Source organism: Knoellia sp. 3-2P3, assembly GCF_029223115.1.
Classification (GTDB): Bacteria; Actinomycetota; Actinomycetes; order Actinomycetales; family Dermatophilaceae; genus Pedococcus_A.
The window spans coordinates 294,369-315,134 of the sequence record NZ_JARGZE010000004.1 but is presented as its reverse complement, the minus strand read 5'-3'; the positions used below and the strand labels follow the sequence as shown (position 1 = coordinate 315,134).

Genomic DNA, 20,766 nt, shown 5'->3' with positions numbered 1-20,766 from the left:
CGGCGGACCCCATGCAAACAGCGGACTAACACCGTCTACGACATGCCTATGCTGGCGAGTCACCACGGGCGGGAAGGGCCGCCGAGGGTCTGCGACAGAGGGGGTTGCGGCGTGCTGTCGTTCGTTCTGGGTTCGGGCAGGTGCGGGTCCACGCTGGTCACTGAGCTGGCCGCTCGTCATCCTGACGTCGGCTTCATCTCCAACGTCGACGACAAGTTCGGGCTGCTGAACCTCAAGGGCCGGTGGAACAACGCGCTCTTCAACCGCTCGTCCGAGCGGGACCCGTCGCTGCGGCCGTTCAAGGACCGGCGCCAGGTCATCGAGCCGGGCCGCTTCCGGGTCGCGCCGTCCGAGGGCTGGGAGGTGCTGGAGCGTCAGGTCTCCGCGATGTTCCCCCAGCCGTGTCGTGACCTCGTCGCCGCGGACGCCACGCCCTGGCTGCAGAAGCGCATCGCCGACTTCTTCGACAGCCGCATGGAGGCCCAGGGCAAGCCCGTGTTCGTGCACCACCTGACGGGCTGGCCCCGCTCGGGCCTGCTGAGGACGGTGTACCCGCAGGCCCGGTTCGTGCACGTCGTCAGGGACGGGCGCGCCGTCGCCAACTCGTGGCTCCAGATGGGCTGGTGGGACGGGTACCGGGGACCGGACAGCTGGTACCTCGGCCCGCTCTCCCACGCCGACCGCCAGGAGTGGGAGGAGTCCAACCGCTCGTTCGTGGTCCTCGCCGGGCTCGGCTGGCGGATCCTGATCGACGCCATCGACCAGGCCCGTGCGCTGGTCCCCGAGGACCAGTGGCTCGACGTGCGTCTCGAGGACCTCATGGAGGACCCGCGCGGCAAGACCGCGGAGGTGATCGACTTCCTCGGGCTGGAGTGGACGCCGCAGTACGAGGCCGGCTTCCGCAGGCACACGTTCCAGGCCAGCCGCGGTGTGGCCTGGCAGCGGGACCTCAGCGCCGAGCAGGTCCACATGCTCGAGCGCACCATCGCCAAACCGCTTGCCACCTACGGCTACGAGCTCACCGACTCGGCGCCGGGGCACAACTGAGGGGAGACACCAGTGACACAGGAGATCGTGGCGCCACGCACGCCGGCGTGGGAGCTGCCACTCAACGAGAAGACCTGCCTGATGTACGTCGTCCGGCACGGGACGACGACCATGAACGTCGAGAACCGCTATCGAGGCCGGTGCGACGTCCCGCTCGACGCGCAGGGCTACCAGGACGCCGTGGACGCGGCGCGCCAGCTCTCCAAGGTGGGCCTCAAGGCGGTCTACACCGGTGGCCTGCGCCGGACCATCGCCACGGCGCAGATCATCGCCGACGAGGCGAGGATCCCGGACATCCGCGTGATGCACGGGCTCATCAACGTCGACTACGGGGCGTGGGAGGGCCTGACCGCCCACGAGGCGCAGATGTACGACCCGGAGGCCTTCGAGGCCTACCGCACCTCACCCTCGACGGCGGTCTGTCCCAACGGCGAGCGCCTGCGTGACGCGCAGAAGCGCATGCTGGAAGCGCTGCAGATCATCGCCGCCCGCCACGAGGGAGAGCGCGTCGCGGTGATCTCGCACGCGGTCATGATCCGGCTGGCCGTGGCGGCGCTCGAGGGCACCGATGGCGAGCAGTGGCGCATCCCCGTGGGTCGGGGGTCGTTCACTGCCATGGCCGCCGAAGGCGGTCGACTCTCACTCGTACAGCTGCCGGCCGGCAGCGACGTCGACTGACAACACAGCAGAGGGGATGGGTATGCGACGAACGTGGGGGCGAACGGCCGCAGGAGTGGCCGCCGCGGTGCTCACCGTGGCAGGTCTCGGATGGGGCACCAGCGCGGTGGCCGCCACGCCGGGGGGAACCACGACCGGTGCCACGGCAGAGCTGACGGGCGACCCGGTGGTCATGGTCGCAGGCGACATCGCCTGCGCCCCGGGCTCGAGCCGCGGCCGGAAGTGCCGCGACGACCTGACGGCGGAGAAGCTGGCGGACGCCACGCACGTGCTGACCGTCGGCGACAACCAGTACAACTGCGGACAGCTGAACGCGTACTACAACGCGTACGACAAGACCTGGGGGAAGTACCTCGACAAGACCTACCCCGTCGTCGGTGAGGACGAGTACTCGGGTGGCGGCTGCTCGACGCCCGGCGCCTCCGGCTACTTCACCTACTTCGCCTCCCGGGCCCAGCAGGGCGACTGCACCAAGGCGTGCAAGGGTTGGTACAGCTACGACATCGGGGACAACTGGCACGTGGTGGCCCTGAACACCGCATGTGCCGAACCGGGCGTCGGCGGCTGCAGCGGCAGCAGCCCCCAGGTGAAGTGGCTCAAGCAGGACCTGGCCGACACCAACGCGCGCTGCATCATGGCCGTCATGCACCGGCCCTACTGGTCCAACGGCAACACGGTGCGGAAGTTCAAGCCGATCATCCAGGCCCTCTACGACGGCGGTGCCGACGTGGTGCTGACCGGCAACTCGCACCTGTACGCGCGGTACGCGCAGCAGAACCCGGACAGCAAGGTCGACACCGCCAAGGGGCTGCGGGCCTTCATCGTCGGCACGGGCGGCAAGAGCCACTCCACGCTCGCCAGCCCCAGGCTGCCGAACTTCGAGGCCGGCGACGACAAGACGTTCGGCGTCCTCAGGCTCGACCTCGGCGCAAGCAGCTACGACTGGGAGTACGTCCAGGCCTACCCGGCCTCACCGGTCTTCACCGACAAGGGCACGACCACCTGCCACTGACGGCACGAACCGACAGCGGTCCCGGACCACCGACGTGGTCCGGGACGGCTGTTCGCCGGGGTTCGGGGTCGCCTCACCCCTGCGCGGGGCTCACCGGACGCTCACCCAGAGGTTCGCCGAGTACCCGGTGGTGTTGTAGCGGTCACCGGGGAAGTACCAGCGGTAGCCGACCGTGCCCCGGATCGTCTGGGTGTACGCCCGCGAGGCCTTGCCGGTCGTGCCGGTCTTCACCGAGCTGACGGTGGCCCACCTGCCGCCGTGGTAGCGCTGGAGGTAGACGGTCTTGGAGGAGCGCACCGGCGACGTGGACAGGTAGAACGTCACCGACCGCTTGTAGTAGGTCGACCTGGTCGAGGCGGCCATGGCCGGCCTGGCCCTGACCGTGATGGAACGTGCCGGCGCGGTTGCCGCCGTGACGCCGGCCGCTGAGGCGATGGACGTGCGCAGGGTCCCGGTGAAGTGCACGGTGCCCCGGACGGTGAACATCCCGTAACCGTCGGCGGTGACCGTGCCGACACCGCGAGCCTTCCCGTAGGCGTCGTGGTGCACGACCGAGACCCTGGCACCGGGCATGAGCACCTTGGTGGTGCCGAAGGTCTTGTAGGCGGTCCCGGTCACGGTGGTCGTGCCGGCGCCGGTGAGCGCGGCCGTGGAAGAGCTGACGGCCGGCAGAGCGGTGTAGCTGGCCACCGCGATCGTCCGGGCGGACCCCGAGCTCGAGGCCGGCCACAGGTCGGTGCCGTCGAAGTACGCGGCCACCGTGGTCGCGCGCGTCTGGGCGGGGAGCCGCAGGCTCCAGGTGCCGGTGGAGGCGACCGTCGCGTAGGCGGTGACCGGGGAGAGCCCCGAGGGGGTGTGGACGACGCGGACCCGGGCACCGGCCGTGCCCACCGTCTCACCGGTGGAGGCCGTGACAGCCAGGGTGCCGGTGACCGTCGGGGTCGTGCCGTAGAGCACCGAGGACGGGACCGCCGTGATCGCGGTGGTGGTGGCATAGGTGACGGGGGTGGCCGTGACCGTCACCGTCGCGCTCGTAACCGCCGGGCCCGCGTCGGAGCCCGCGAACGCGGCATACGCCGTGACATCGGCGGTGACGTCGTCGAGCACCAGCGAGAAGGAGCCGTCGGCGTCGGTGACCACCGGGACGACCGACACGGCCTCGCTGCCGGCCCGGGACCAGGTCACCGCCACCTCCTGCCCGCCCGGGTGGCTGGCGGTGCCGTCGGCGCCGGTGACGGTCAGCGTGCCGGACAGGGTGGCACTCGCGCCGGACCACACCGACTCCGGGCCGGTCAGGGCCAGCGCAGAGCCGTGGGTGCCCGTCCCACGGATGCCGGCGAGCACGGTGGCGGTGGCACCGGCGAGGGCGGCGCTGGCCGGTGACGTGATGGTGAACCGCGTCGCCTCGGAGAGCGGCGGCGTCTCGACCTCGAACGTGCCGTCCGCGGCGGTGGTGGCCGTCCCGGTCCAGCCGCCCCCCGCCACGGTGATGGCGGTCGGGCCGGGCGCGGTGGTGCGGCCGGTCACGGGGTCGTAGGCGTACAGGCGGCCGGTCAGGACCGCGGCGGAGCCGGCGTCGACGCTGACCGAGCCGGTGGCGAGCGTGGTCTGCCACGAGGCCACGGTGAGGGTGCCGAGGGACACCGGCGGCAGTCCGGCCACCGCCACGCTGGCCGGTCCCCCGGCGGTCACGCCGGTGAACGAGGCCGTCCACACCCCCGAGGCGTCGGTGCGCACGGTGGTGGTGCTGCCGCCGACGGTGACGGCGACGGCCTGGTCCGGCACCCCGCCCCGCACGCCGGTGACGGTGCCGGAGGCGCTGACGGGGTCGCCGTGGCGGATGGAGGTGGCCGACAGGGCACCGGCGACGCCCGTGGGCGGGCACTCGTCGGTGATGGTGACGACGCCGGTGCGGGTGGCTCCGGAGTACATGGGGTCCACCACCACCGCGGTGACCGTTCCGGGGGCGTTGATGGTCGGGGTGGCTCGCGCGACACCGGTGGCGTCGGTCGTGGCCTGCGCGACCAGGGCGCCGTCCTGGACGAACTGCACCTGCGCGCCGTACACCCCTGCCCCGGTGGCCGTGTCGGTGAGGCGGGCAGCCAGGGCGGGCGACGCGGGCAGGCACGCCGCGGTGCCCTGGCTGCTGAGGGCCAGGGTGGACGGCCGCGCGGCCTGGTCGAACACGAGGCGGAGCGAGCCGGTGGACACCACGCCCTCGGAGTCGGTGACCGTCGCGGTGACCGCTGCCTCGGCCACCGACGGGGAGCAGCGCACCGTCGCCTGGCCGCCCTCGGCGGTGAGCGCGCAGCCGCCGGTGCGGGTGCTCCACGCCGTGGTGTGGGTGCGGCCCACGGGGACCGTCACGGCGGCCGACACCTGGGTCGGCAGGCCGGCGGCCCCGTCGTTGCCCAGGACTGCGACCCGGTTCGTGCCGGCCGTGCCGCCCGTGGCGCCGTTGCCGCCGCCGAGCAGGAACCGGGAGCTCGCGCTGTTCCAGTTCTGGTCCAGGAAGGTGCCGGGGCCGGGGTAGGTGGAGAAGTAGTCGTTGCCGTTGCAGTCGAGCAGGGCCTCGGTGTCGGGCGGGCACACGTTGCGCATCACGGTGCCGGCCCCGTCCTGGTAGCACATCCGGTCCGCGCCATCGGTGCAGTGGCCGTATGCCGTGGCGTTGGGGGCCGTGTTGAGCACCGCACCGAGCATGTGCGAGATCTCGTGCGCCTCGACGGAGTCGCTTAGGCCCCAGCAGCCGGTGTCGATGCGGGCGTGGGATGCCGCGAAGCCGTTGTTCCAGTTGTCCTGAGTGGGCGTGGAGTACCGGCCGCCGAGGTTGCCCTGCGAGTAGACGCTGGCGATGCCGCAGAGGGTGGTGGCATCGGCCCAGACCGCGTACTTGCGGATGTTCGCGTTGTAGCCGGCTGCGACCAGGGCGTCGCGGGTGGGGGTCAGCGAGCCGCTGGCCAGGGCAGTGCCCGGGACGGGCACCTTGACGACCGAGGGCACACAGCCTCCGGCGCCGTCGGGCTCGGTGACCCAGCGGATCTTGCGGTAGCCGCCGGTGAGGGCGGCAGAGCGGTTGTAGACGGTGTCGACGCCGGCCGCCCAGGTCTGGATGCTGGCCTTGAGGGCGGCATACCGGTCTCCCCCAGCGCTCCCCGCCGCCTTGGCCGGGTCGTAGGCGTACATCGCCTGGACCCGGTAGCCGGACGTGCCGTCGCCGTCGCACGTCACGTTGCGCGACCCCGTGGTGGCGGCCGCCTCCAGCGCCTCGGGGGTGGGCACGCCGGCGACCTCGGCAGCGTCGATGGCGGCCTCCGCGGCGCCGTCGCGCGCCACCAGCTCAGCGGTGCCGCGCGCCTTGGTGACGTCGACCCCCGGCGGGGCCACGTCACCGTGGCCGCACGACCACAGCGTGGAGCCCGCGGCCGGCGGGATGCGCTCGAGGCCGCTGGGACAGTCCAGCGGCCCCAGGACGGCGGCCTGCGGACCACTCGCCAGCAACCGGTAGGCGTCGAGCCCGGTGGCCGCCAAGGCCACCGTGCCGATGAGGGCGGTGGCGAGCACGGTGGCGATCATCCGTCGGCGGGAGGTGGCAGGCGGGGTCGTCATGGCCGTGGGCAGTCCTTCGCTGTGGCACGGGGGCCGTCCGGGTGGACATCGGCCGGCGCAAGGCTAGGTGTCGGCGGCGGCGACGAGGGCGCGCCGGGGCGTGGACGGGACCTGCGGCCTGCTCTTTGTGGCCGAACGGATGAGGCACGGGCTCCGAGTGGGCGAGGCCCGCGATCCGACGGGTGACCGGTGGACAGACGGAAGCGGCCCTCACAGTGTCTGTGAGGGCCGCTTTCGGGCTACTGCCTTCAGTAGCGGGGGCAGGATTTGAACCTGCGACCTCCGGGTTATGAGCCCGGCGAGCTACCGAGCTGCTCCACCCCGCGTCGGTAGGACCAACCTTACGCGAGCGGGCCTTTCAGGGGCAAATCCGCCCCCGGACCGGGTCGGGCGCACCCGCCCCCGGCTGCCTCACCTGGTCGTCGTCGGGGTCGGCGTGGCGGTGCCCGTCGGGGTCGGGGTGACCGTGGCCGTGCCGCCCTGCGGAGCGGCCTCGACCGCCCGCTGGATGGCGTCGTCGAGGCGCTTCTGCGCCTCCCCGTAGGCCGCGAAGTCACCGTTCTTGAGCGCCTCCCGGCCGTCGTCGTAGGCGGCCTGGATGTCCTCGAGCGCCTGGGCGAGCGCAGCAGCATCGCTGCCGGTCGGCGGCTTCGTCGGCGTTGGTCCGGACCCGCTGCCGGTGTCGCCGGCCTCGGCGCCGGAGCTGCCCCCGAAGAGCCCGTCGAGGGCGCCGGTGAGGGTGTCGGACCACGCCAGCTTGTCACCGAAGGCCACCACGGTCGCCCGCGACAGCGGGTAGGCGGAGGTCCCGCTGGCACGGACGTAGATCGGCTGCACGTAGAGCAGCCCGCCGCCGACCGGGAGCGTCAGCAGGTTGCCCATCGTGACGCGCGAGCCCTGCTGCCGGCTCTGGTTGAGGAACTGGTTCAGCGTCAGCGTGAACGCCTCGGACGTCACGTTCGAGGAGTTGATGTCGTTCGCGACCTGACCCGGACCCTTGACGGTGGTGTCGCGCGGCAGCTCGAGCAGCCGCAGCTTGCCGTAGCCGGCCTTGCGCGTGCCGTCCTCGGAGCCTGCGTCTGCGTCCACGGCGAGGAAGCCCGAGAGCACCTCGCGGTCACCCGTGGGCTGGAAGGTCGTCGTCAGCGAGAAGCTCGGCGACTGCTGGCCGGGCATGGCGAGCGTCAGGTAGTAGGGCGGCTGGTAGACGGCGGAGGCGGTGTCCTCCCGGGTCGGGTCGTTGGGCACACGCCAGAAGTCCTGGCCGCCGTAGAAGGAGTCCGCGTCGGTCACGTGGTAGCGCGACAGCACCATGCGCTGCACCTTGAACAGGTCCTCCGGGTAGCGCAGGTGCGACATCAGGTCGCCGCTGATCTCGCTCATCGGCCGCACCGTGCCGTCGAAGGCCTTCGACCACGCCTTCAGCACGGGGTCCTGCTCGTCCCAGGTGTAGAGCCGCACGCTGCCGTCGAACGCGTCGACCGTCGCCTTGACGGAGTTGCGGATGTAGTTGATCTGCCCCGTGCTGATGGCCCGGACCGCGCTCGAGGTCTCGGTGACCGAGTCCGACGTGGCGTTGTCGATGTCCTGCAGGCGCGAGTACGGGTAGTCGGCCGAGGTCGTGTAGCCGTCGACGATCCACTGGATCCGGCCGCCGACCACGGCCGGGTAGGGGTTCCCGTCGAGGGTCAGCCAGGGCGCGACCTTCTTGACGCGCTCGAGCGGCTCACGCGTGTAGAGCAGCCGGGAGTCCTCGTTCACCGCGTCGGACAGCAGGAACTTCAGCTCGCGGTACTTGATGGCGTAGGCCGCCTGGCGCATGAACGACCCGATCTCCACGCCGCCGCTGCCGTTGTAGGTGTTGTTCTTCTGACCCGCCGCGCTGCTGTCCGGGTAGTCGAACTCGCGCGGCCGGGTGCCTTCCGAGGCACCGACGATGGAGTAGGTCGGCGATTTCTCGCCGAAGTAGATGCGCGGCTCGAACGTAGGGAGCTTGCCGACCGGCGGGATGTTCTGCTGGTAGAAGACCGGCTGCCCGTCCTCGCCGCGACGGTTGCCGTAGGCCGCCACGAGCCCGAAGCCATGGGTGTAGACCGTGTGGTCGTTGAGCCAGTTGCGCTGGTTCGCGGGCACGCCGGCCAGGTCGAGCTCGCGCACCGCGATGACGGTGTCCTGCTTCTTGCCGTCGATGGTGTAGCGGTCGACGTCCAGGGAGTCAGGGAAGCCGTAGTAGGACTTCACCGCCTGCAGCTGCTGGAACGTCGGCGACACGACGTTGGGGTCGACCAGCCGGATCCCGGGGATGGTGTCGGCGTCGTCGCGCAGCTGGTTCCGCGTCGCCGTGGTGCCGGCCTCGTAGACCTGTGTCTCGACCCCCTCGAGGCCGTAGGCGGCCCGGGTCGCCCTGATGCTGCGGTCGAGGTACTTCGCCTCGTACGTCTTCTCCGACGGCTTGACGCGGAAGTTCTGCATGAGGGCCGGGTAGATCCCGCCGACCACGACCGCGGTCACCGTCAGCAGCGCCACGCCGATGACCGGCAGGCGCCACGAGCGCGTCCAGATGGAGGCGATGAACAGGGCTGCCGTCATCAGCGACGCGACGGCGAGGATCGCCTTGGTGGGCATGACGGCCGTGGCGTCGGTGTACTTGAGGCCGGTCAGCAGGTCCGACTCCTTGGTCACCAGCGAGTAGCGGTCGACCCAGTAGCTGCCGGCGCGGACGACCACGAGGGCGGCGACCAGGACGGCGAGGTGGGTGCGGGCCGCCCGGGTCGTGCGCTCCCCGCGGCCCTGGAGCTGCACCCCGCCGTAGACGTAGTGCGTGAAGGCCGCCGCGATCAGCGCCATGATCAGCATCATCGTCAGGAAGCCCAGCACGAACCTGAGCCAGGGCAGCGTGAAGACGAAGAACGCGATGTCGATGCCGAAGTGCGGGTCCTTCTTCCCGAACGGCACGCTGTTGCGCCACAGGAGGAACGCCTTCCACTGCCCTGCGGCGCCGGTGCCGGCGAGGAACCCGAGGATCACCGGGATGCCGATCGTCGCGACGCGGCGCAGCGGCTCGATGGCCTCGCGGTACTGGTCGAGGTTCTGCTGCTGCGGCGTGACGGGCGCGTAGACCGGCCGGGTCCGGTAGCCGACGACCAGGCTCGAGGCGACCAGGCCCGCGGTGAGGATGAACCCCACCGTGAAGAGCAGGACCTTGGTGGTGACCTCCGTGGTGAAGACGTGGGTGTAGCCGAGGGAGTCGAACCACAGGATGTCGGTCCACAGGCCTGCCGCGAGCGACACCAGCACAGCCAGGGCACCTAGGATCGCGACCGTGGGTCCGAGCGGTCCCCGCTTCCTGCGCAGGCCCAGCGGACCACGTCCGCCCGGACGCCCACCGCCGGGGCGTCCCATGCCCGGGGGCGTGGGCCGACCGCCCTCGTGCGGAGGGCCACCGGCGCCAAACCACTCTGAAGAACTCACGACACGCCCGATCTGCCTGGGGCGGGCACCCGAAGCACCGCCTCATTCAGTGCCAACTTACCGAGTGCTGTCGGGGTTCCCCACAGGGTCTGCGAATACCGGGTCCGGCCCCCGTGCCGTGTGCCGCCGGGCATGGGGCACCATGGCCCCGTGACCTCCCAGCCCCAGCCCGTCGCGGACCCGCTGACCATCGCCGCCCTCGACACCGAGCGCCACGTCGCCGCCTCGGGGTGGGACCAGAACCCCCGGATCTTCGCGCTCGTGCCCACCGCGGACCTGCTCGAGCGCGAGCCGCACCTGCGGGCCGGCCTGAGCGGCCCGGACCTCGCACCCGGCGCCCTGTCGGCGGTCGAGCAGGAGGACCTGCCCCGCACCTCCTCGATGGAGTCGCTGCTGGGCCGGATGTCGTGGCCCGAGACCGTGGTGGGCGTCGCCCTCGCCGTCGAGCGCGTCGTGGTGCCGCCGGAGGCCGAGCGCGACCTGCCCGCCAACCCGGAGCAGGCGGTGGAGGCGCTCGCCGGCCACCCCGACCGGCGTGACGTGCGGCTGCTCGTCGCCGTGACCCGTGACGGGCAGAGCCGCTGCCTGCTGCGCCAGCGCGCCCACGACAGCGACGACCAGGTCGCCATGGGCGAGGACCTCGCCCCCGGCCTGGTGCACGCGCTCAGGGCGACGCTGCAGGACTGAGCCCTGCACGCGGCATACCGGCAGGGCTGCGCGTCAGCGCGTGCAGGTCGGCAGGGCGTCCGCCTGCTTCGCGGCGATGTCCTGCACGGCCTTGCGCGCCTCGTCGAACGTCGAGACCCGCACGACCCGGAGCCCGTCGGGCACGTGGTCGACGACCTCGTCGCAGTTGTCCGCAGGGGCGAGGAACCACTTCGCACCGCCGTCGCGGGCACCCACCAGCTTCTGCCGGATGCCTCCGATCGGCCCGACCGCGCCGGAGGAGTCGATCGTCCCGGTGCCGGCGATGTGCTGCCCGCCGGTCAGGGCTCCGGGCGTGAGGGTGTCGTAGATGCCCAGGGCGAACATGGTGCCCGCCGACGGACCGCCCACGTCGCCGGCGTGGATCTGCACGTCGACCGGGAAGTCGAACTCGCGCCCGAGGAAGACGCCGATCGTCGCGCGCCCGTCGGAGTCGCGGGTCGTGGCCTCCACGTCGACCAGGGAGCCGTCCCGGCGCAGCTGCATCGACACGGTGTCGCCGGGCTCGTGCTTCTGGATCACCGTGCGCACGTCCTCGGAGCTGCGGATCGGCTGGCCGTCGACGGCGACGATCTGGTCGTCCTTCCTCAGCTGGTCGGCCGACGGCGCGTCGTCCGCGACCTTGGCGATGGTCACCCGCTCGGTGACCGGCTTGCCGAGCGCCTTGAGGGCCACCGCGATGGCCTCCTGCTGGGAGCCGACCATCTCGGCGGTGTTCTCCTCCTCGACCTGCTTGCTGGTCAGGCCCTTGGGGAAGATGAGCTCCTCGTCGTAGAGGTCGCTGGTCGGGTCGATCGCGGCCCAGAGCACCTCCCAGGCGTTGACCTTGTCGCCGGGGCCGCCGAGCACGCGCACGGTCGTGAAGTCGAGGGTCCCGCTCGTGGGGAAGGTCTCGGCGCCCTTGACCGTGATCAGCGGCTTGTCCTCGATCGTGCCGAGGGTGTTGGAGATCGGACCCGGCTGCATCACCACGTAGGGCATGCCGACGATCGACAGCACGGCCGCGAGCGCGATGCCGAGGAAGACCCCGGCGAGCGTGTAGACCGAGCGGCGGGACAACCGGTAGGGGTCGGGACCGTCGAGCGCCGGTGCAGGCGGCCCGGACGACGGGGGCGGAGGGCTGGGCATCCGGGTCACGGGAGGCCGACCCACTCGTCGGAGCCGTCGGAGAAGCGCTGGTGCTTCCAGATCGGCACGGTCGACTTGAGGGTGTCGATGAGGTCGCGGCAGGCGGTGAACGCCTCGCCCCGGTGCGGGGCGGCCACGGCGACCACGACTGCGGTGTCGCCCACCTCGAGGTGGCCCGTGCGGTGCACGGCGGCCAGGCGCCCGATGCCGTGCCGGCCACCCACCTCCTCGCACACCCGCCGCAGGGTCTCGACGGCGCTCGGGTGCGCGGAGTAGTCCAGCGCCGCGACGTCACTGCCGTGGTCGTGGTCGCGCACCACGCCGACGAAGAGCGCGATGCCGCCGCACTCGGGGTGCCTCACCGCCGTGAGCACCTCGTCCACCGACAGCCGCTCCTCGCGCACGTCGCACAGCACCACCGTGGTGGGCGGTGCTGCCGCAGCGGCGTCCTCGCCGCTCGTGGCACCCTCGCCGGTCAGCCTGGTCACGATCCACCTCCCCTGCGGCGCCTGCGCCGCATGATCGCCGCCGTGCCCACCATGGCCACTGCGGCGCTGGCGGCGCCGAGCGCCGCGTCCTTGCGGTCGAGCCGTCGGGCGGCCACCGCGTGCGATCCCCGGATCCCGTCGAGCAGGACGCCGAGACACGTTGCATTGTCGTATGCCGGTTCCCAGCCGTGTGCGCGCAGGGTCCCGGAGGACACCACCCACGGGTGGAGCACGAAGGCCAGGTCACTGGCCGGGGTCGGCAACACCCCAACGCGGTGGAGCCGGTCCGCGGTTCCCTGGGCGACGGCGAGGCTCAGCTCGACCCGCCGCATGCCCGTGAGGCGCTCCACCTCGTCCTGGGTCAGCCAACCCTCGCTGCCCACCGTCAGGGCGGGGCCGAGACCGTGGCTGGCGACCACGGCAACCGCCGATCCGAGGTCGTCGACGTGGCAGAACTGCCACACCGGCTCGGCGCCCTTGACGGTGAGCAGCCGCGGGGCCTCGAAGTGACGCGTGATGACCGTGTCGACGCCGTCGCCGACCAGGGCGGCCGGCCGCAGCACCGTGATCCGCAGCCCCGGGTGGACCTCACGCGCCACCGCCACCAGCTGCTCGACGTCCATCAGGTCGCCCACCTGGCCCCCGTCGGCCACCGCCCTCAGCGGCGCGTCGTCGTCGAGGGGCACGGGGTTGTCCGGTCGCGCACCGAAGACCTTCGCGCTGGTGACGACGACCAGGTGGCCCACGCCGGCCGCCGCCGCCGCGGTGATGACCGTCTGCGCCCGCCGCAGGCTGCGGTCCCGGCGGACGGCCCGCCCCTCCGCGAGCTCGCGGGCGAGGTCGTCGCGCGCCGCCACGTAGACCGCGGTGTCGACGTCGTGCAAGGCTGCGGCCAGGGACGGGTCGCCTGGGTCGCCCTGGCGCCACTCGGTGCCGCCCACCTCGGGAGGCTCGGGGCTGACCGCCACCACCGACGCGATGCGGGCGCCGCCGCGCTCGCCCGCACCGCCACGGGCTGCCGCCCCCACGAGCTCGCGCAGCACGGCACGGCCGACGGGCCCCGGCGCGCCGACCACGGCGACGGTGACGGCGCTACGCCGGGAGCGAACCGCGCCCCGGGGGGAACTCACTGTGGCCTCCACGTGGTTGTCTAGTGGAGACACATCCTCGCAGCAGGCCACAGGAGCCGTCGTGCCAGACCAGCCCATCACCCCCGGACCATCCGATCCCGATGACGAGCAGCGGGACCAGCGGGGTGACGACAGGGAGCAGCCCGACCAGCCCGACGCGGGCGACCAGGGCGACGGCAGGCCGCGCTTCGAGCCGCTGCGCCCCAGCTCGCCCGGCCAGTCCGGCACGCCCGGCCCGTCGCGCCCCGCCGGCTTCGGAGCCGGAGCCGGGGCGGCTCCGGGCGAGGGCACCGGCGGCTCCGGGCTCCCGCCGGAGATCGAGGCGATGCTCTCCGGCCTCACCGGAGGTCAGGGCCTCGACCCCGAGATGGCCCGGATGCTGCAGGGCATGGGCATCGAGAACATCGACCCCGCCATGCTCCAGATGATGACCGCGCAGGTGCAGGCGATGTTCTCCGGCTCGAGCGACGAGCCCTTCAACCTCGCCATGGCCACCGACGCCGCGCGCAAGGCCGTGGCCGCCGCCGGTGACCCGTCGGTCTCCGCCTCGGAGGCGGCCAAGGTCGCTCAGGCCGCCTCGGTGGCCGGTCTTTGGCTCGACCAGGTGACCGACTTCGGCCCGCCCGGGATCAGCACCCACGCGTGGAGCCGTTCGGAGTGGGTCGAGGCCACCATGCCCACCTGGCGCAGCCTGGTCGAGCCCGTCGCCGAGGGCGTCGGACGCGCGATCAGCGCGGCCATGCGCGGCCAGCTCGAGCAGCTCGGCGAGGGCGCCCTGCCCGAGGGCGTGCTCCCTGCCGGCATGGACCCCAAGACGCTGCTCGGGCAGGTGGAGCCGATGCTCGCCCGGATGAGCGGCTCGATGTTCGGCCTCCAGGTCGGCCAGGCGGTTGGCGCGCTCGCCCAGGAGATCGTCAGCGGCACCGAGGTCGGGCTCCCCCTGGTCAGCGACCAGGCCGTGGCCCTGCTGCCGGCCAACGTCGCGGCGTTCGCGGAGGGCCTCGAGGTCGACCTCGACCAGGTCCGGATCTACCTCGCCGTGCGCGAGGCCGCCCGGGTGCGGCTGTTCGCCGACGTGCCCTGGCTCGGGCCCCAGCTGCTCGCCGCGGTGCGCGACTACGCACGCGACATCACCATCGACACCGAGCGGATCGAGGCCGGCCTCCAGCAGGTCGACCCCACCAACGCCGAGGCCCTGCAGGCCGCGCTGCAGGACCAGCTCTTCCGACCCGACCCCAGCCCTGCCCAGAAGGCCGCCCTCGGCCGGCTCGAGACCTACCTCGCGCTCGTCGAGGGCTGGGTCGACGTCGTCACCGAGCGCGCCACCCGCGACCACCTGCCGCAGACCGCGGCCCTCGGGGAGGCGGTGCGCCGCCGCCGGGCCACCGGTGGGCCGGCGGAGAAGGTGTTCAGCGGGCTGGTCGGCCTCGAGCTGCGCCCGCGACGCCTGCGCGACGCCGCCAACCTCTTCGCAGCGGTGGAGGCCAAGCACGGTGCCGCCGCCCGCGACGCCGCCTGGGGCCACCCCGACGTGGCACCGACCGCAGCCGACCTCGACGACCCGCTCGGCTACGTCGAGCGCGTCGGGTCCCCCACCGGCAGCGACCTCGATGCCGCCCTCGACGAGCTGCTGCGCGAGGACGGGACCGGCGGCGAGGGCGGCACCGGCGGGGACGGCCGGTGACGGCTGCCTCGACGGGTGCCCCCACGGCATACCTCGCGCTGCGCGAGGACGCGCGCGCCGTGCTGCGCTCGTGGGACGCCCCGGACGCGCAGCAGGACGCGCTGCGCGTCGAGCTGCTCGAGCACCTCGACGTGCACGAGGACGCCATGTGGAAGCAGGGACCGCCCGCCCACCTGACCGCGAGCGCTCTGGTGCTCAACCCCAGCCTCGACAAGGTGCTGCTCACCCTGCACGCCAAGGCAGGCCTGTGGCTGCAGTTCGGCGGCCACTTCGAGCCGCAGGACACCTCGGTGCTGGCAGCGGCCACGCGCGAAGCCCGCGAGGAGTCCGGGATCGCCGCCCTGGAACTGGTCCCGGCGCTGGTGCACGTCGACCGGCACCGCCTCATCGCGTCGGGGTTCGGGCGCTGCCGCGAGCACCTCGACCTGCGGTATGCCGGCGTGGCCACCGACGAGGCCGGGTTCGCCGTCAGCGAGGAGTCGCTCGACGTGCGCTGGTGGGACGTGGACGACCTGCCCGCAGACAGCGGCGAGGAGATCCTGCCCCTGGCCCGAGCCGCGCGCCGGCTACTCGGCTGAGCCCGGCGGCGGGTCGACCTCGAGCGCGGCGACGCCGTCCTGCCCCCTGGCCTCCTCGGGCTCCCCGCCGGAGCCGGCCTGCGCCAGGTCGAGCTGGGCCGCGGCAGCGACGCCCTCGAGGTAGCCCCGGGCCCGCTCCGTGCGGGGGAAGCCGCCGACGAGCGACCAGAAGTCCTTGCCGTGCCCGGGCACGATCAGGTGGGCGAGCTCGTGCAGCACGACGTAGTCGAGGACGTAGCCGGGCATGCCGCGTACCCGCGTGGAGATGCGGATGCTGCCGTCGGCCGGGGTGCACGACCCCCACCGGGACTGCTGGTTGTCGACCCACCGGATGCTGGCCGGCTTGGCGAGCCCGCCGAGGTGTCGCCGGGAGAGCTCCTCGGCGCGGGCGGTCAGCTCCGCGTCGCTGGGGCTGCGACGGCGGTCACCGGCGTCGAGCCGGTGGACCATCGTCGACACCCACTGGCGTTCCTCGGCCTTGGTGAAGCGGGCAGGGATCAGCACGACGGTGCGCCCGTCCTCGCGGTAGGCGCTCACCGTGCGACGGCGCCGGCGACTGCGCCGGACCTCGACCTCGGGCGTGTCCACTCCCCGAACATAGGCCACCGATGCCCGCTGACCTAGGTTTTTGCGGCCAACCCCACACCGGGTCGGGGTATCTGCGAGGGTCATGATGCGCGCGAATACCCCGAACGGGGAAGCAGGTCAGCGGCCGTGGAAGACCGGCGCACGCTTCTGCGCGGCGGCCGCGATGCCCTCGTGCAGGTCCTCGCTCGCCAGCGTGACGGCTTGCGCGAGGGCCTCCCACTCCAGCGCCCGCTCGAAGGTGGCGTGGCCGCCGTCGCGCACCGCCTGCAGCGTCAGCCGGGTCGCGATCGGGGCGGCCGCGGCGATCCGGTCGGCCGCCTCGAGGGCGTGGCCGAGCACCTCCTCGGCCGGCGCCGCCAGCGAGACCAGCCCCAGGCCGACAGCCTCCTGACCTGTGACGATGCGACCGGTGAGCAGCAGGTCGCGGGCCACGGCGTGACCGGCGACGTCGGGCAGCGACCAGGTCGTCGCCATGCCGGGGTGCAGCCCCAGGGAGGTGAACGGCACCCCCAGCCTGGCGTCATCGGCGGCATACCGGATGTCCATGGCGAGGGCGAGCGCGAAGCCGGCCCCGATGGCGTGGCCGTTGAGGGCCGCGATGGTCGGCACCTCGAGCTGCTTGACCGTCAGCCATGAGCGGTAGAACGCCAGCATGCGTTCGCGCAGGTCGACGACGGGTGCGTCGGGCTCGGAGACGATCCACGACAGGTCGCCGCCGGCGTTGAACGCCGAGCCCTCGCCGGTGACGACCACGGCGGCCAGCCCGGGGTCCTCGCGGAGCAGCCCCACGAGCCGGACCCACGACCGGGTCATCGCCGTGCTCATCGAGTTGCGGCGCTCGGGCAGGTCGAAGGTGACGACGGCGATCCGTCGGCCGGAGGCCTCCCGCGCCTCCACCCGCAGGTCCTCGAAGGGGCTGGTCCACCACTGCGCCGGCGATTCGGGGGTCATGGGCGAGAGCCTAGGGGGGTCCCGCTGAGCACGGCCGACACGCCCCGGTACGCGATTTTGTGCTCAGCATGGTCTACGGTTGCCGAAGTCCAGCACCGCAACCGTGCGGTGATATCGACAAGGAGACAGACGCGATGGCTGACGAGACCTACAAGGGCGAGTTCTACTGCGTGAAGTGCAAGGAGAAGCGCGAGGCCGAGGGCAAGGTCGTCGAGACCAACGGCCGCCGCATGGCCAAGGGTGTGTGCCCCGTCTGCGGCACCAACCTCAACCGCATTCTCGGCAAGGCCTGAGGCACAGCCTCACCCAGCTAGCCAACGCGCGAGGGGCGGGACGTCCGGCTTCGGCCGGGTCCCGCCCCTCTCGCGTGCCCGGCGGGCGCTGCGGCGGTGGGGGGCCCTGTGGACGACGCCGCTGCGGCTCCCCCGCGCTGTGCCAGATTGGGCGTTCCACCCCACCAGCCCGGCCCGCGAGGAGGCGGTCGATGGTCGCCCGGCCCCGCCTGAAGGCGCAGTTCCGCCCCTTGCGGCGTGGTGCCGGGCAGGTGCAGCTCGGGCTCGACCCCGCCGTCGGGGTGGTGCTCGAGGGGCTCGCCGACGACGAGATCTGCCTGCTCGAGCGGCTCGACGGCAGCCTCGACGAGCCCGGCGCCACCGCCTGGGCGGCCGAGCGCGGCATCCCGTCCGAACGGGTGGCCGCCATCCTGCACACCCTGCGCAGCCACGCCCTCACGGTGGAGTCGCCGGCGCACCGGCTCGACCTCGCCAGCCTGCCCTCGCCGCTGCGCGCCACCCTGCGCCCGGACGCCGAGGCCCTCGCCTGCGCCTACCGCAACCGCGACGACGGGTATGCCGTGCTCGGCCGCCGCACGCGCCGCCGGGTCCTGGTGGTGGGCGCCGGCAGCCTGCCGGCCCTGCTCGCGCAGGCGCTGCGGCAGGCCGGGGTGGGCCTGGTCACGAGCGGGCGGTACGCGGCCGACGCGCCAACCGGGGCACCGCCCGACGTCGTGGTGCTCGTCGCCGTCGGCGCGCTGGCTGCTGACGCGGCAAACGCCTGGGTGCGCGCCCGCGTGCCGCACCTGCCGGTGGTGCTGCACGGCACCAGCGCCGAGGTCGGCCCCTTGGTCGTGCCCGGCACCGGGCCGTGCCTGCGCTGCCTCGACCTCACCCGGGCCGACCACGACCCCGCCTGGCCCGCCGTGCTGGCCCAGCTGACCCCGGCCGCGGTGGGCCCGCCGGCGGAGGTCTCGGGCGAGACCTCGCTGGTCTTCGCCACGGCGGGCCTGGCGGCCATGACGGTGCTGGCCGCGCTCGACGGCCACGAGAGCGCCCCCGGCACCTCCGTCCGGATCGGCCTGTCGGTCCCCCGCCTGAGCGAGCGGGTCTGGGCACCGCACCCGCAGTGCGGCTGCCCCGCCGGTGACGCCCCGGCTGGGGCGGGTGGGGCAAAGCCCGAGCCGGAGCGCCGATCCTCCGGTGCGTCAGCGACAATGGCGGGGTGAGTGACCTTCCGCGCAAAGCGGTCAGCCGCACCGCCCGCCTCGCCAGCCTCCCGCTGGGGTTCGCCGGGCGGACCGCTGTGGGGCTCGGCAAGCGCGTCGGTGGCAAGCCCGCGGAGGCGGTGGCCGCCGAGCTGCAGGCCCGCACAGCCGAGCAGCTGTTCAAGGTCCTCGGCGAGCTCAAGGGCGGCGCCATGAAGTTCGGCCAGGCACTGTCCGTCATGGAGGCGGCCATGCCCGAGGAGATCGCCGGGCCCTACCGGGCGACCCTCACCAAGCTGCAGGAGGCCGCCCCGCCCATGCCCGCCGCCACCGTGCACCGGGTGCTGGCGGAGGAGCTCGGGCCACGCTGGCGCACCGCGAAGTTCCAGTCCTTCGACGACACCCCCGCGGCGGCCGCCTCCATCGGGCAGGTGCACCGGGCGGTCTGGCGCGACGGGCGGCCGGTGGCCGTGAAGATCCAGTACCCCGGGGCGGCGGAGGCCCTCGTCAGCGACCTGAACCAGCTGGCCCGGGTGGCCCGGGTGGCCGGTGGCTGGATCCCCGGCATCGACATCAAGCCGATCACCGACGAGCTCAAGTCGCGGATGCGCGAGGAGCTCGACTACAACCTCGAGGCGGCCAGCCAGCGGCGCTTCGCCAAGGTGTTCCGCGACGACCCGCACTTCGTGGTGCCCGACGTGCTGGTGAACAGCGAGCACGTCATCGTCTCGGAGTGGCTCGACGGCACCCCGCTGTCGCAGATCGTGGCCTCCGGCACCCGAGAGCAGCGCAACGAGGCCTCCCGGCTCTACCTGGAGTTCCTCATGGTCGGCCCGCACCGTGCAGGCCTGCTGCACGCCGACCCGCACCCGGGCAACTTCCGGCTCACGCCCGACGGCCGGCTCGGCGTCATCGACTTCGGGGCCGTCAACCGGCTCCCCGGCGGCCTGCCCTCGGCGATGGGAGAGCTCATCTCCGACGCGCTCGAGGGCGACGCGCTCGCGCTCGCCGACGGCCTGCGCCGCGAGGGCTTCATCAAGCCGGCGATGCAGGTCGACCCGCACGAGGTGCTGACCTACCTCGACCCGCTCATCGAGCCGATGCGCCACGAGGAGTTCGAGTTCAGCCGGGCCTGGCTGCGCGGCATGGCCCAGCACATCAACGACGTGCGCCAGCCCGAGTTCCTCACCGGGATGAAGCTGAACCTGCCGCCGTCCTACCTGCTGATCCACCGGGTCTGGCTCGGCGGCATCGGCGTCCTGTGCCAGCTCGACGGCGTGGTCCCTGCGCGCGCGATCATCATCGAGCACATGCCGGGCATGCGGCTGCGCCACCTGCCGCCCGCCACCGACTGATCACCACCACGACGAGTCGAGCTTGCCCTCGATGCTGCGCAGGTGCTGCCGGCTGCACCGGTCGCAGGTCCAGACGTCGCGGCCGTTCTCCGCCCCTCGGGTCCAGGTGAGCCGGGCCAGCGCCTCGTCCCCGGGGGTCGCGCCACAGGTGGTGCACACCACGGGGCCCGCCTGCCCCACCGCGGCCGGCGTCTCGGCGGGGTCCGGTCCCCCCGGCATACCCCTCAGCCCTTCTTCGGGCCGGACGCCTTGGCCGCCGCCTTGGCGGCCTGCTTGAACTCCCGCACCTTCTGCAGCGACGCCGGGTCGACGACGTCGGCGACGGAACGGTAGGAGCCGTCCTCGGCGTAGGGGCCGATCGCCTCCTGCCAACCGGCCGGCCGGACCCCGAGCTGCTTGCCGAGGAGGGCGGCGAAGATGCGCGCCTTCTGGTCGCCGAACCCGGGCAGCGCCTTGAGCCTGGCCAGCAGGTCGGCGCCGTCAGCCGCCTCCGTCCACAGGGTCTCGGCCCGGCCGTCGTAGTCGTCGCGCACCACGGCGGCGAGCGCCTGGATGCGCCCGGCCATGGAGCGGCCGTAGCGGTGGATCGCCGGGGGCGTCGCGCACAGGTCGGCGAAGGCCTCCGGCTCGGCCTCGGCGATGCGCGCCGGGTCGAGCGTGCCGAACCGGTCGAGCACCTTGGCGGGGCCACGGAAGGCGTGCTCCATCGGGTACTGCTGGTCGAGCAGCATCCCCACCAGGAGGGCGAACGGGTCGCTGCTCAGCACCTCGTCTGCGTGCTCGTCCTGGGCGATGCGGATGGTGGGCTGGGCGGTGGCCATGGCGGCAGCGTAGCCAGCGGCGCGCGGCGGCCGGTACCCGT

Annotated in this window: 18 protein-coding genes and 1 tRNA gene; 9 read left to right on the top strand and 10 right to left on the bottom strand. The window is 72.9% G+C overall.

Annotated elements, in window-relative coordinates; genetic code table 11:
• Positions 1 to 111 precede the first annotated feature (111 nt).
• Genes P0Y31_RS14035 through P0Y31_RS14025 form a run of 3 tightly spaced genes read left to right on the top strand, consistent with a single transcriptional unit; the run spans position 112 to position 2,737 of the window.
• The gene (locus tag P0Y31_RS14035; protein ID WP_275870399.1) at positions 112 to 1,047 is read left to right on the top strand and encodes a sulfotransferase; all 936 of its coding nucleotides are present in this window, start codon (positions 112 to 114) and stop codon (positions 1,045 to 1,047) included.
• A gap of 12 nt (positions 1,048 to 1,059) precedes the next feature.
• A complete protein-coding gene (locus tag P0Y31_RS14030) occupies positions 1,060 to 1,725 on the top strand; it encodes a histidine phosphatase family protein (RefSeq protein WP_275870397.1) in 666 nt (221 codons plus the stop codon).
• A 22-nt stretch (positions 1,726 to 1,747) separates the two neighbouring features.
• A complete protein-coding gene (locus tag P0Y31_RS14025; RefSeq protein ID WP_275870395.1) occupies positions 1,748 to 2,737 on the top strand; it encodes a metallophosphoesterase in 990 nt (329 codons plus the stop codon).
• A gap of 90 nt (positions 2,738 to 2,827) precedes the next feature.
• Here the strand turns inward: P0Y31_RS14025 and P0Y31_RS14020 are convergent, their stop codons facing one another.
• From P0Y31_RS14020 to P0Y31_RS14010, 3 genes are all read right to left on the bottom strand, one after another.
• A complete protein-coding gene (locus P0Y31_RS14020) occupies positions 2,828 to 6,346 on the bottom strand; it encodes a hypothetical protein (protein ID WP_275870393.1) in 3,519 nt (1,172 codons plus the stop codon).
• A 252-nt stretch (positions 6,347 to 6,598) separates the two neighbouring features.
• A tRNA-Met gene (locus P0Y31_RS14015) sits at positions 6,599 to 6,672 on the bottom strand.
• Positions 6,673 to 6,757: 85 nt separating this feature from the next.
• Complete coding sequence (locus tag P0Y31_RS14010; protein WP_275870391.1) at positions 6,758 to 9,748, bottom strand: UPF0182 family protein; 2,991 nt, start codon at positions 9,746 to 9,748, stop codon at positions 6,758 to 6,760.
• Between the two features lie 201 nt (positions 9,749 to 9,949).
• Between P0Y31_RS14010 and P0Y31_RS14005 the strand changes: the two genes are divergently transcribed.
• The gene (locus tag P0Y31_RS14005) at positions 9,950 to 10,504 is read left to right on the top strand and encodes a PPA1309 family protein (RefSeq protein WP_275870389.1); all 555 of its coding nucleotides are present in this window, start codon (positions 9,950 to 9,952) and stop codon (positions 10,502 to 10,504) included.
• A gap of 33 nt (positions 10,505 to 10,537) precedes the next feature.
• Here P0Y31_RS14005 and P0Y31_RS14000 read toward each other — a convergent pair whose 3' ends face one another.
• From P0Y31_RS14000 to P0Y31_RS13990, 3 genes are read right to left on the bottom strand one after another with little or no spacing between them, the layout of a single operon-like run.
• A complete protein-coding gene (locus tag P0Y31_RS14000) occupies positions 10,538 to 11,650 on the bottom strand; it encodes a PDZ domain-containing protein (RefSeq protein ID WP_275870387.1) in 1,113 nt (370 codons plus the stop codon).
• A 5-nt stretch (positions 11,651 to 11,655) separates the two neighbouring features.
• Positions 11,656 to 12,138 (bottom strand): molybdenum cofactor biosynthesis protein MoaE, encoded by a 483-nt coding sequence (locus P0Y31_RS13995; RefSeq protein WP_345803639.1) that lies wholly within the window; start codon positions 12,136 to 12,138, stop codon positions 11,656 to 11,658.
• Complete coding sequence (locus P0Y31_RS13990) at positions 12,135 to 13,268, bottom strand: NAD(P)H-binding protein (RefSeq protein WP_275870385.1); 1,134 nt, start codon at positions 13,266 to 13,268, stop codon at positions 12,135 to 12,137. The genes P0Y31_RS13995 and P0Y31_RS13990 overlap by 4 nt, the downstream gene beginning before the upstream one ends.
• A gap of 61 nt (positions 13,269 to 13,329) precedes the next feature.
• Between P0Y31_RS13990 and P0Y31_RS13985 the strand changes: the two genes are divergently transcribed.
• Complete coding sequence (locus tag P0Y31_RS13985; RefSeq protein ID WP_275870382.1) at positions 13,330 to 14,952, top strand: zinc-dependent metalloprotease; 1,623 nt, start codon at positions 13,330 to 13,332, stop codon at positions 14,950 to 14,952.
• The gene (locus P0Y31_RS13980) at positions 14,949 to 15,530 is read left to right on the top strand and encodes an NUDIX domain-containing protein (RefSeq protein ID WP_275870380.1); all 582 of its coding nucleotides are present in this window, start codon (positions 14,949 to 14,951) and stop codon (positions 15,528 to 15,530) included. Before P0Y31_RS13985 ends, P0Y31_RS13980 begins: the two co-directional genes overlap by 4 nt.
• On the opposite strand, the gene P0Y31_RS13975 is transcribed toward P0Y31_RS13980, so the two are convergent.
• Positions 15,519 to 16,118 carry a M48 family metallopeptidase gene (locus P0Y31_RS13975; protein ID WP_275870378.1) on the bottom strand — a complete coding sequence of 200 codons (600 nt, stop codon included), beginning with the start codon at positions 16,116 to 16,118 and terminating at the stop codon, positions 15,519 to 15,521. The two genes, P0Y31_RS13980 and P0Y31_RS13975, sit on opposite strands and share 12 nt — an antisense overlap.
• 117 nt (positions 16,119 to 16,235) lie before the next feature.
• Complete coding sequence (locus P0Y31_RS13970; protein ID WP_275870376.1) at positions 16,236 to 17,069, bottom strand: enoyl-CoA hydratase/isomerase family protein; 834 nt, start codon at positions 17,067 to 17,069, stop codon at positions 16,236 to 16,238.
• 134 nt (positions 17,070 to 17,203) lie between these two features.
• Here P0Y31_RS13970 and P0Y31_RS13965 point away from each other — a divergent pair, with 134 nt between their 5' ends.
• The 3 genes from P0Y31_RS13965 (at position 17,204) to P0Y31_RS13955 (ending at position 19,904) form a co-directional block, all read left to right on the top strand.
• Entirely contained in the window at positions 17,204 to 17,362 is a 159-nt protein-coding gene (locus P0Y31_RS13965) for a DUF5679 domain-containing protein (RefSeq protein ID WP_091756008.1), read from the top strand.
• 191 nt (positions 17,363 to 17,553) lie between these two features.
• Positions 17,554 to 18,570: a TOMM precursor leader peptide-binding protein gene (locus P0Y31_RS13960; protein WP_275870374.1), complete on the top strand. Its 1,017-nt coding sequence runs from the start codon at positions 17,554 to 17,556 to the stop codon at positions 18,568 to 18,570.
• Positions 18,567 to 19,904 carry an AarF/ABC1/UbiB kinase family protein gene (locus tag P0Y31_RS13955; RefSeq protein WP_275870372.1) on the top strand — a complete coding sequence of 446 codons (1,338 nt, stop codon included), beginning with the start codon at positions 18,567 to 18,569 and terminating at the stop codon, positions 19,902 to 19,904. Before P0Y31_RS13960 ends, P0Y31_RS13955 begins: the two co-directional genes overlap by 4 nt.
• Here the strand turns inward: P0Y31_RS13955 and P0Y31_RS13950 are convergent, their stop codons facing one another.
• Positions 19,905 to 20,123, bottom strand: coding sequence for a hypothetical protein (locus P0Y31_RS13950; protein WP_275870370.1), 219 nt, complete (start codon positions 20,121 to 20,123; stop codon positions 19,905 to 19,907).
• A 5-nt stretch (positions 20,124 to 20,128) separates the two neighbouring features.
• On the bottom strand, positions 20,129 to 20,725 hold the full coding sequence (locus P0Y31_RS13945) for an HhH-GPD-type base excision DNA repair protein (RefSeq protein WP_275870368.1): 597 nt from the start codon (positions 20,723 to 20,725) through the stop codon (positions 20,129 to 20,131).
• Positions 20,726 to 20,766: the final 41 nt, after the last annotated feature.